Genomic DNA, 11,497 nt, shown 5'->3' on the forward strand with positions numbered 1-11,497 from the left:
AGATATAAAAAAACCCGCCAAATGTGGCGGGTTTTTTATTAGCTTCTCAAATTAAGCGGTTTTCTTCGCTTTTTTGTCAGCTTTCACAGGTGCAGCGGCTTTCTTCTCCGCAACATCACCTTCGCTGAACTCACGACCATAGTAAGTATCCAGCAGAATTTGTTTCAGTTCTGCGATCAGCGGATAGCGTGGGTTAGCACCGGTACACTGGTCATCAAACGCATCTTCAGACAGTTTGTCAACGTGTGCCAGGAAGTCAGCTTCCTGAACGCCTGCTTCACGGATAGATTTAGGAATACCCAGTTCAGCTTTGATGCTGTCCAGCCATGCCAACAGTTTTTCGATTTTCGCAGCAGTACGGTCGCTGGAAGAGGTCAGACCCAGATGGTCAGCAATCTCTGCGTAACGACGACGTGCTTGCGGACGATCGTACTGGCTGAATGCTGTCTGCTTAGTTGGGTTGTCGTTCGCGTTATAGCGAATAACGTTGCTGATCAGCAGGGCGTTAGCCAGACCGTGTGGAATGTGGAACTGTGAGCCCAGTTTATGTGCCATTGAGTGACATACACCGAGGAAGGCGTTCGCAAACGCGATACCAGCGATGGTGGCAGCACTGTGAACGCGTTCACGAGCAACCGGGTTTTTAGAACCTTCGTGGTAAGACGCTGGCAGGTTTTCTTTCAGCAGTTTCAGCGCTTGCAGAGCCTGACCGTCAGAGAACTCAGATGCCAGTACTGACACGTAAGCTTCCAGTGCGTGCGTTACCGCATCCAGACCACCGAATGCACACAGTGATTTCGGCATATCCATCACGAGGTTAGCATCGACAATCGCCATGTCCGGAGTCAGCGCATAGTCAGCCAAAGGATATTTCTGACCTGTTGCATCGTCGGTTACAACCGCGAAAGGCGTTACTTCTGAACCCGTACCGGAAGTGGTGGTGACGGCAATCATTTTTGCTTTCACGCCCATTTTCGGGAACTTGTAGATACGTTTACGGATATCCATAAAGCGCAGCGCCAGTTCTTCGAAGTGGGTTTCCGGATGCTCGTACATGACCCACATGATTTTCGCAGCATCCATTGGGGAGCCGCCGCCCAGCGCGATGATGACGTCTGGTTTGAAGGAATTCGCCAGCTCTGCACCTTTACGCACAACGGTCAGAGTAGGGTCCGCTTCAACTTCAAAGAACACTTCAGTTTCAACGCCTGCCGCTTTCAGCACAGAAGTGATCTGGTCTGCGTAGCCATTGTTGAACAGGAAACGGTCAGTCACGATCATCGCACGTTTGTGACCATCGGTAATCACTTCATCCAGCGCGATTGGCAGTGAGCCACGACGGAAGTAGATAGATTTCGGAAGTTTATGCCACAACATGTTTTCAGCTCGCTTAGCAACGGTTTTCTTGTTGATCAGATGTTTTGGACCAACGTTTTCAGAGATGGAGTTACCACCCCATGAACCACAACCCAGAGTCAGGGAAGGTGCGAGTTTGAAGTTGTAGAGGTCACCGATACCACCCTGAGAAGCTGGGGTGTTAATCAGAATACGCGCGGTCTTCATTTTGTCGCCGAAGAATTTAACGCGTTCTGGCTGGTTGTCCTGGTCGGTGTACAGGCATGAGGTATGACCGATCCCGCCCATCTCAACCAGTTTCTCTGCTTTCACGACAGCGTCTTCGAAATCTTTTGCGCGATACATCGCCAGAGTCGGGGACAATTTTTCGTGAGCAAATGGCTCGGACTCGTCAACAACGGTCACTTCGCCAATCAGGATTTTAGTGTCTGCCGGTACGGTGAAGCCTGCCAGTTCAGCAATTTTAGTCGCTGGCTGACCAACGATAGCGGCGTTCAAACCGCCATTTTTCAGGATGATGTCCTGAACAGCTTTCAGCTCTTTACCCTGCAGCATGTAGCCGCCATGGGAAGCGAAACGCTCACGCACTGCTGCATATGCAGAATCCACCACGATGACGGACTGCTCAGAAGCACAGATTACGCCGTTATCGAAGGTTTTAGACATCAGGATAGAAGCAACAACACGTTTTACATCAGCCGTTTCATCAACAACAACAGGGGTGTTACCTGCACCCACGCCGATTGCTGGTTTACCGGAGCTGTACGCGGCTTTAACCATGCCCGGACCGCCAGTGGCGAGGATCATGTTGATGTCTGGGTGATGCATCAGCGCGTTGGACAGTTCTACAGATGGCTGGTCAATCCAACCAATCAGGTCTTTCGGCGCACCCGCAGCGATAGCAGCTTGCAGAACGATGTCAGCGGCTTTGTTAGTCGCATCTTTCGCACGTGGGTGTGGAGAGAAGATGATGGCGTTGCGAGTCTTCAGGCTGATCAGCGATTTGAAGATAGCAGTAGAAGTTGGGTTAGTGGTTGGTACGATACCGCAAATGATGCCGATTGGCTCAGCGATGGTGATAGTCCCGAAAGTGTCGTCTTCAGACAGCACACCACAGGTTTTTTCATCTTTATAGGCGTTGTAGATATACTCAGAAGCAAAGTGGTTTTTGATCACTTTATCTTCAATGATACCCATGCCAGATTCGGCAACGGCCAGTTTCGCGAGGGGGATTCGAGCATCTGCAGCAGCCAGAGCGGCGGCGCGGAAGATTTTATCAACCTGTTCTTGGGTGAAGTTGGCATATTCACGCTGGGCTTTTTTTACGCGCTCGACGAGTGCGTTGAGTTCAGCGACGTTAGTAACAGCCATAATGCTCTCCTGGATAATGTTAAACTTTTTTAGTAAATCAGCTGCGCGATACGTCAGTATAGACAGACCGCCAGCAGCTTGCGTAAGAGCCATAAAACCAACAGGTTACTTACGACCATCAATCCACTGATTTACTAAAAGAGCCTTCCATTCAGCCCGATGGTGGTATCGGACTACTCCCTGGTGCGATATCAAGATTACTCACTTCTGAGTATAAATTGCGTGATCTAAATCAAGATTACACCAAGCTGACTCCTTTCAGCAGGCCGTTTTTAGCGGTTTGTATCAAGTGTTAAGAGATCGTACCTTAGGACCGAAATAACATTAGCATAATTTAAACAGATACATAACAACGTGTATTGGTAGCGTTCAGGAGCAGATTTGTGGTGAAGAATGCGGCCAAACAGCGTATCTTCAGCGCGTTTTTCCTTATTACTGAACGTCAACTACCACAATTGATGAGGGCGCGGGGTTACCGTGATTCAATCGCTGTTCGATTTTCCAACTTATATTAAGTTTTTCATCGGCTTGTTTGCGCTGGTCAACCCGGTAGGGATTATCCCGGTGTTCATCAGCATGACCAGCTATCAGACGGCGCCTGCGCGCAATAAAACCAACCTGACGGCGAACTTGTCGGTTGCCATCATTTTGTGGACGTCGTTGTTTCTCGGCGATGGCATTCTGCAGTTGTTTGGCATCTCAATTGATTCTTTCCGCATCGCGGGCGGTATTCTGGTGGTCACCATCGCAATGTCGATGATCAGCGGGAAACTCGGCGAAGATAAGCAGAACAAGCAGGAAAAATCGGAAACATCGGTACGTGAAAGTGTGGGCGTTGTACCCCTGGCGTTGCCTTTGATGGCTGGGCCTGGCGCAATCAGTTCCACTATCGTTTGGGGAACTCGCTACCACAACATTGCGCATCTGATTGGCTTCTCAGTGGCTATCGCACTTTTCGCTGGTTGCTGTTGGGGATTGTTCCGTATTGCGCCCTGGCTGGTTCGCCTATTGGGGCAGACAGGCATCAACGTTATCACCCGTATCATGGGTCTGTTGCTGATGGCGCTCGGTATCGAATTTATCGTGGCAGGCATCAAATCGATCTTCCCGGGTCTGCTCGGCTAACGACTTTTCAGGGACGGGGCCTTCGGCCTCGTTCTTTTTCATCTATTAGCAAAACATATCAGTAAATGTGAAATACCCCACCTTAATAGCCTTTTGCTATTGCAAGCTAACCAGCTGTTTATTCAAGAATTAACCTAAAAAAATCTCAGTAGTACCTCATGCAATAATGTTATTTTATTAACATGATACTCTTACGCTTGCGGTGGGATAATTGAAATGTTATTAGTAATTTCAGCGTTCACGCAGAGTAATGTGCTAAATAGTAATCAATTGTTAAATTTTTGTGCAAAAAGACGTCATTGATGTTGCTGGCGCAGGTCATTACATGGTTTTTTGATTAACCTAATGATATTCAAGTATTAATTGCCGATGCTCCTCCTCTGAGAGAGCCAGTTTCATTCGAAGCAGACTCAACAAAAGAGAATTGGTTAACAAATTTGCAAATTGTATTGGCGGGAGGGAAATGCATTTGATACTTTCCGCTCAGACATTTTTCGACACAAAACGCGGAGATGAGAATAATTTTCAAATAAATCTCCTGACGTGAAAAGAACATCCGGTTATCCCGACAGGGGGGATGACCTTAAGAATCGACGTAAGGTTGCCAAATAAAGAGTGACCGTAATAAAAAAGTCGGTGATAGCACGCAGTAACCACCTGACAGACGCTTTCACTCCTGCGCTGTACAGGGAACCCTTCGGGGATTAAACAGGCTGGCCACCAGCCAGTAATTATAATGAGCGGAGTATCAACACAATGACCATCATCACAAAAAAAAGCCTCATTGCAGCAGGCGTTTTAGCTGCACTTATCGCAGGAAGTGCAATGGCTGCAGACGTTCCTGCAGGCGTTAAATTGGCAGATAAGCAGACTATGATCCGCAACAACGGCGCAGAACCGCAGTCGTTGGATCCCAATAAAATTGAAGGTGTACCAGAAGCCAACGTCAGCCGTGACCTCTTTGAAGGCCTGCTGATCACCTCAACCAAAGACGGCCACCCGATCGCGGGCGTGGCAGAAAGCTGGGATAACAAAGATTTCAAAGTGTGGACCTTCCATCTGCGTAAAGACGCAAAATGGTCCAACGGTGACCCGGTCACGGCACAAGATTTCGTTTATAGCTGGCAGCGTCTGGTGGACCCGAAAACCGCGTCCCCGTATGCGAGCTATCCGCAGTATGGCCATATCCTGAACGTTGATGAAATCATCGACGGCAAAAAACCGACTTCCGATCTCGGCGTGAAAGCCATCGATGATCACACTCTGGAAGTGACGCTGAGCGAGCCGGTTCCTTACTTCTACAAACTGTTAGTGAACCCGGCGATGTCTCCGGTGAATAAAGGCGCCATCGAAAAATTCGGTGAGAAGTGGACACAGCCCGCCAACATCGTGACCAACGGTGCTTACAAACTGAAAGACTGGGTGGTCAACGAGCGCATCGTGATGGAGCGCAACACAAATTACTGGGATAACAAAGATACCGTTATCGACCAGATCACCTATCTGCCAATCTCTTCGGAAGTGACTGACGTAAACCGCTATCGCAGCGGTGAAATCGACATGACCTATAACAACTTACCCATCGAGTTGTTCCAGAAACTGAAGAAAGAGATCCCGACCGAAGTTCACGTTGATCCGTACCTGTGTACTTACTACTACGAAATCAACAACCAGAAAGCGCCATTCACCGACGCGCGTGTTCGTACCGCGCTGAAACTGGGCCTGGATCGCGACATCATCACCAATAAAGTGAAAGCGCAGGGCGACCTGCCTGCATTCGGTTACACCCCACCGTATACCGACGGCGCAAAACTGACCAAGCCAGAGTGGTTCACCTGGACTCAGGAACAACGTAACGCAGAAGCCAAAAAACTGTTGGCCGAAGCGGGTTACACGGCTGACAAGCCGCTGACTTTCAACCTGCTGTATAACACTTCCGATCTGCATAAAAAACTGGCTATCGCAGCGGCGTCTATCTGGCGTAAAAACCTCGGTGTGGACGTGAAACTCGTAAACCAGGAGTGGAAAACCTTCCTCGATACCCGTCATCAGGGCACCTACGACGTTGCGCGTGCGGGCTGGTGTGCGGACTATAACGAACCGACTTCTTTCCTGAACACCATGCTGTCTGATAGCTCAATGAACACCGCGCACTATAAGAGCCCGGCGTTTGATGCCATCATGAAGCAGACGCTGCAGGCGACTGACGAAGCACAGCGTACCGCGCTGTACGACAAAGCCGAACAGCAACTGGGTAAAGACTCTGCTATCGTTCCGGTCTATTACTATGTGAACGCCCGTCTGGTGAAACCATGGGTTGGCGGTTACACCGGTAAAGATCCGATGGACAATATCTATACCAAAGATCTGTACATCATTAAGCATTAATGGCAATCCGTGGGGCTGCGTGATGCGGCCCCACTGTGTCTTATTTCACGCACTATCACATGACTGCGAAAGCCTCGCTTAATCGCGACATGTAAAGGCACACGCCAGAAGGTACAGGCAATGTTGAAATTTATTTTACGCCGCTGTCTGGAAGCGATTCCGACACTGTTTATCCTTATTACGATTTCCTTCTTTATGATGCGTCTTGCGCCGGGCAGTCCATTTACCGGTGAACGTACGTTGCCGCCAGAAGTGATGGCGAACATCGAAGCGAAATACCATCTGAACGATCCTATCGGGGTCCAGTACTTCAATTATCTGAAGCAGTTGGCACATGGCGATTTTGGACCGTCATTCAAATATAAAGACTATTCCGTGAACGACCTGGTGGCGGCTAGCTTCCCGGTGTCGGCCAAATTAGGATTTGCTGCCTTTTTCCTTGCAGTGATCCTGGGCGTTAGCGCAGGGGTGATTGCCGCGCTGAATCAAAATACGAAATGGGATTATGCCGTCATGGGGGTGGCGATGACCGGGGTGGTTATCCCGAGCTTCGTGGTCGCGCCTTTGCTGGTGATGATCTTCGCCATCACGCTGCACTGGTTGCCGGGTGGTGGCTGGAACGGCGGGGCGCTTAAATTCATGATTCTGCCGATGGTCGCGCTCTCTCTGGCCTATATCGCCAGTATCGCGCGTATTACCCGTGGCTCAATGATTGAAGTGCTGCATTCCAACTTCATCCGTACTGCGCGGGCGAAAGGGCTGCCGATGCGTCGCATCATTCTGCGTCATGCGCTGAAGCCTGCGTTGTTGCCGGTGCTCTCCTATATGGGGCCTGCATTCGTCGGTATCATCACCGGTTCTATGGTCATCGAAACCATTTATGGTCTGCCGGGTATCGGGCAGCTGTTTGTGAACGGCGCGCTGAACCGCGACTATTCGCTGGTATTGAGTCTGACCATTCTGGTTGGCGCACTGACCATTCTGTTTAACGCGATCGTCGACGTGCTGTACGCTGTTATCGATCCGAAAATCCGTTACTGACACTGGAGTTCGCCATGATGTTGAGTAAGAAAAACAGCGAGGCGCTGGAACACTTCAGTGAAAAACTGGAAGTCGAAGGCCGTAGCCTTTGGCAGGATGCCCGCCGTCGTTTTATGCATAACCGCGCTGCGGTCGCAAGCCTGGTCGTCCTGGTTATTATCGCGTTGTTCGTCACGCTGGCTCCGGTGTTATCGCAGTTCAGCTATTTCGATACCGACTGGGGCATGATGTCCAGTGCACCGGATACGGCTTCCGGTCACTATTTCGGGACCGATTCTTCTGGCCGTGACCTGTTGGTGCGCGTCGCCATTGGTGGGCGTATTTCGCTGATGGTGGGGATTGCTGCGGCGCTGGTGGCGGTGATCCTGGGGACGCTGTACGGTTCTCTGTCAGGTTATCTCGGCGGTAAAGTTGACTCCGTGATGATGCGTCTGCTGGAAATCCTGAACTCCTTCCCGTTTATGTTCTTCGTTATCCTGCTGGTGACCTTCTTTGGACAAAACATCCTGCTGATTTTTGTGGCGATAGGGATGGTTTCCTGGCTGGATATGGCGCGTATCGTGCGTGGTCAGACCCTGAGTCTGAAGCGTAAAGAGTTTATCGAAGCGGCGCAGGTTGGCGGTGTGTCTACGGCTAACATTGTTGTGCGTCACATCGTACCAAACGTGCTGGGCGTGGTAGTGGTTTATGCCTCGCTGCTGGTGCCAAGTATGATCCTGTTCGAATCGTTCCTGAGCTTCCTCGGTCTGGGTACACAAGAGCCGCTCAGCAGTTGGGGCGCATTACTGAGTGATGGCGCTAACTCCATGGAAGTTTCTCCGTGGCTTCTGCTGTTCCCGGCAGGTTTCCTGGTGGTAACCCTGTTTTGTTTCAACTTTATCGGCGATGGCCTGCGTGATGCCCTCGACCCGAAAGACCGCTAAGGAGTGATGCCATGAGCACGATTGAAATGGTTAACGCCCCGCAGCAGCAACAATCTGGCCTGCTGCTGGACGTCAAAGATTTACGCGTAACGTTTGGCACAGCCGACGGCGATGTGACGGCGGTTAACGATCTGAACTTCAGCCTGAAAGCCGGTGAAACGCTGGGCATCGTGGGTGAATCCGGTTCAGGGAAATCCCAAACCGCATTTGCGCTGATGGGCCTGTTGGCGCAAAACGGGCGTATCGATGGGTCGGCTAGCTTCAACGGTCGTGAAATTCTGAATCTGCCGGAAAAGGCGCTGAATAAGCTGCGCGCCGAACAAATTTCGATGATTTTCCAGGATCCGATGACCTCGCTCAACCCGTACATGCGTGTCGGCGAACAGCTGATGGAAGTGCTGATGCTGCATAAAGGCATGGGCAAAGCCGAAGCGTTTGAAGAGTCGGTGAAAATGCTGGATGCGGTGAAAATGCCAGAAGCGCGTAAGCGTATGCGCATGTTCCCGCATGAATTTTCTGGCGGTATGCGTCAGCGCGTGATGATTGCAATGGCGCTGTTGTGCCGACCAAAACTGCTGATTGCCGATGAGCCAACGACCGCGCTGGACGTGACCGTGCAGGCGCAGATTATGACCCTGCTGAATGAGCTCAAACGCGAATTCAACACCGCGATCATCATGATCACCCATGACCTCGGCGTGGTGGCAGGCATTTGTGACAAAGTGCTGGTGATGTATGCCGGACGTACCATGGAATACGGCAATGCGCGTGATGTGTTCTATCATCCCGCTCACCCATATTCAATTGGACTGCTGAACGCAGTACCGCGTCTGGATGCCGAAGGTGAAGCGCTGTTGACCATTCCAGGCAACCCGCCAAACCTGATGCGTCTGCCGAAAGGGTGTCCATTCCAGCCACGCTGCCCGAATGCGATGGAAATCTGTAATACAGCTCCGCCTCTGGAGGAGTTCGCGCCTGGCCGTTTACGCGCCTGCTTTAAACCGGTGGGGGATTTGGTATGAACGCCGTGACCGATGAAAGAAAAGTTCTGCTCGAAATTGCTGACCTGAAAGTGCATTTCGACATTAAAGATGGCAAGCAATGGTTCTGGCAGCCGTCGAAAACCCTGAAAGCCGTTGATGGCGTTACGCTGCGTCTTTATGAAGGCGAAACGCTGGGCGTGGTAGGCGAGTCAGGTTGCGGTAAATCAACTTTTGCACGTGCCATTATCGGCCTGGTAAAAGCCACCGAGGGTAAAGTGGCGTGGTTGGGCCGTGATTTGTTGGGCATGAAACCGGATGAATGGCGCGCGGTGCGCAGCGACATCCAGATGATTTTCCAGGATCCGCTGGCGTCGCTTAACCCGCGCATGAATATCGGCGATATCATCGCGGAACCACTGCGTACTTATCATCCGAAAATGCCGCGTCAGGAAGTGCGTGACCGTGTTAAAGCGATGATGATGAAAGTGGGTCTGTTGCCAAACCTGGTAAACCGCTATCCGCATGAATTCTCTGGCGGTCAGTGTCAGCGTATCGGTATTGCCCGCGCGCTGATCCTTGAGCCGAAGCTGATTATTTGTGATGAGCCGGTCTCAGCGTTAGACGTATCGATTCAGGCGCAGGTGGTTAACCTGTTGCAGCAGTTGCAGCGTGAAATGGGCCTGTCGCTGATTTTTATCGCGCACGATTTGGCGGTGGTGAAGCACATCTCCGACCGCGTACTGGTGATGTATCTGGGACATGCGGTGGAACTGGGAACCTACGATCAGGTCTACCACAATCCACTGCATCCTTACACCAAAGCGCTGATGTCGGCGGTGCCGATCCCGGACCCGGATCTGGAAAAAAACAAACAGATACAATTGCTCGAAGGGGAGTTGCCGTCGCCTATCAATCCGCCGTCGGGCTGCGTATTCCGTACCCGTTGTCCGATTGCTGGGCCGGAATGCGCGAAAACGCGACCGGTTCTGGAGGGCAGCTTCCGACATGCTGTTTCCTGTCTAAAGGTTGACCCGCTATAATCTCCCGGGCTGACAATGGTCAGCCCTTTTTATTGTGAGGTTATTGTGTCTGGTGCTGCGGTTTCACGACGCCTGCGTCTCTATCATTTCCTGTTTGATCAAAATACCCGTTCAGGTCGCCGTGTTGAGGCGTGCTGCGGGTTTTTTGCGTTATTCAGCGTCGCCATTATTTTTATCGAATCCGGAATTGGCACGCAATATCACCTGACGTTCGAAGAATGGCGCTCCTTTATGTATCTGGAGCTGCTTGTCACTGTGGTATTCACCCTTGAATATTTCCTGCGCGTGCTGAGTTGGCCAGAGCCTGCAAAATATGTCTTTAGCTTTTGGGGCATTATTGATCTGGTGACCGTATTGCCGCTTTATGTGCTGTGGCTGTGGCCGGAAATTGGCATCCATTATCTTTTCGCCTGGCGTGCGTTAAGGACGATACGTGTTCTGCGTGTGCTCAAGCTCCTGCGTTATATGTCGTCGCTGCGGATATTCTGGACTGCCATCGTCAACGCTCGTCACCAGTTGATGGTGTTCTATTTTTTGATTGCCATCGTGATGGTCGTTTTTGGTTCGTTGATGTACGGCATTGAAGGGCCGGAGAATGGCTTCACGACGCTTGGGGCATCGGTGTATTGGGCGATTGTAACGGCGACGACCGTGGGTTACGGGGATATCGTGCCGCACACCCCAGTAGGGCGCATTGTGGCGTCACTGCTTATTTTGATTGGCTATTCGGTGATTGCGATCCCAACGGGGCTGATTACCACGCAGATGAGCAATGAATATCAAAATCGCCGCAACGCACGGGTGTGTCCAAAATGTCAGCACACCGGTCATGTGAAAGGTGCGCGCTACTGCAGCGCCTGTGGTACGGAATTACCGTTATCGGGCGGACAATAAAAAAGGCTGCGTGAGCAGCCTTTTTTATGTTCATATCAAGCGTTATTCACGCCACAGAATATGACAGATTTTGTGGTCTTTCTCGCGGCACAGCAGAACACGGGCAAAGATATCGTTAATATCGCCACCGTCGGTATCAGCCAGACCAATCACCACTTCGGCGAAGAAATCCGGGTTCAAATCGAAATCGACATGTTCCTGCCAGTCTTCAGCCGGGTCGAAAAGCTCGGCGCCGCCACGCTCTTCAAACTGCAAATTAAAAATAATGATATCCGCGGGATCGAGGTTATCACCCGCCAGCTCAAGAAAGATATCGTAGGCCTGTTCGAGCGTTTCGTCTTCGGTCAGGCGATTATTCAAATCCATATCCATGATG

At 51.0% G+C, this 11,497-nt stretch carries 9 protein-coding genes; 7 read left to right on the forward strand and 2 right to left on the reverse strand.

Annotated elements, in window-relative coordinates:
• Nucleotides 1–51: 51 nt before the first annotated feature.
• Nucleotides 52–2,727 (reverse strand): bifunctional acetaldehyde-CoA/alcohol dehydrogenase, encoded by a 2,676-nt coding sequence (gene adhE, locus VH187_RS19560; RefSeq protein WP_329703108.1) that lies wholly within the window; start codon nucleotides 2,725–2,727, stop codon nucleotides 52–54.
• A 477-nt stretch (nucleotides 2,728–3,204) separates the two neighbouring features.
• Between adhE and VH187_RS19565 the strand changes: the two genes are divergently transcribed.
• The 7 genes from VH187_RS19565 (at nucleotide 3,205) to VH187_RS19595 (ending at nucleotide 11,121) form a co-directional block, all read left to right on the forward strand.
• Nucleotides 3,205–3,852, forward strand: a complete 648-nt coding sequence (locus tag VH187_RS19565; RefSeq protein WP_329703109.1) for a YchE family NAAT transporter — start codon at nucleotides 3,205–3,207, stop codon at nucleotides 3,850–3,852.
• A gap of 756 nt (nucleotides 3,853–4,608) precedes the next feature.
• Nucleotides 4,609–6,240, forward strand: a complete 1,632-nt coding sequence (gene oppA, locus VH187_RS19570; RefSeq protein ID WP_329703110.1) for an oligopeptide ABC transporter substrate-binding protein OppA — start codon at nucleotides 4,609–4,611, stop codon at nucleotides 6,238–6,240.
• A 120-nt stretch (nucleotides 6,241–6,360) separates the two neighbouring features.
• Nucleotides 6,361–7,281 (forward strand): oligopeptide ABC transporter permease OppB, encoded by a 921-nt coding sequence (gene oppB, locus VH187_RS19575; RefSeq protein ID WP_329703111.1) that lies wholly within the window; start codon nucleotides 6,361–6,363, stop codon nucleotides 7,279–7,281.
• 14 nt (nucleotides 7,282–7,295) lie between these two features.
• Nucleotides 7,296–8,204 carry an oligopeptide ABC transporter permease OppC gene (oppC, locus tag VH187_RS19580; RefSeq protein WP_329703112.1) on the forward strand — a complete coding sequence of 303 codons (909 nt, stop codon included), beginning with the start codon at nucleotides 7,296–7,298 and terminating at the stop codon, nucleotides 8,202–8,204.
• Between the two features lie 11 nt (nucleotides 8,205–8,215).
• Nucleotides 8,216–9,226 (forward strand): ABC transporter ATP-binding protein, encoded by a 1,011-nt coding sequence (oppD, locus tag VH187_RS19585; RefSeq protein ID WP_329703113.1) that lies wholly within the window; start codon nucleotides 8,216–8,218, stop codon nucleotides 9,224–9,226.
• The gene (gene oppF, locus VH187_RS19590) at nucleotides 9,223–10,227 is read left to right on the forward strand and encodes a murein tripeptide/oligopeptide ABC transporter ATP-binding protein OppF (protein ID WP_329703114.1); all 1,005 of its coding nucleotides are present in this window, start codon (nucleotides 9,223–9,225) and stop codon (nucleotides 10,225–10,227) included. The genes oppD and oppF overlap by 4 nt, the downstream gene beginning before the upstream one ends.
• Before the next feature lie 15 nt (nucleotides 10,228–10,242).
• Complete coding sequence (locus VH187_RS19595) at nucleotides 10,243–11,121, forward strand: ion transporter (protein WP_329703115.1); 879 nt, start codon at nucleotides 10,243–10,245, stop codon at nucleotides 11,119–11,121.
• Nucleotides 11,122–11,163: 42 nt separating this feature from the next.
• Here the strand turns inward: VH187_RS19595 and VH187_RS19600 are convergent, their stop codons facing one another.
• The gene (locus VH187_RS19600; RefSeq protein ID WP_329703116.1) at nucleotides 11,164–11,493 is read right to left on the reverse strand and encodes an HI1450 family dsDNA-mimic protein; all 330 of its coding nucleotides are present in this window, start codon (nucleotides 11,491–11,493) and stop codon (nucleotides 11,164–11,166) included.
• Between the last annotated feature and the right edge of the window lie 4 nt (nucleotides 11,494–11,497).

It is taken from the genome of Scandinavium sp., from assembly GCF_036271055.1.
In the GTDB taxonomy this organism is placed as follows: domain Bacteria; phylum Pseudomonadota; class Gammaproteobacteria; order Enterobacterales; family Enterobacteriaceae; genus Scandinavium.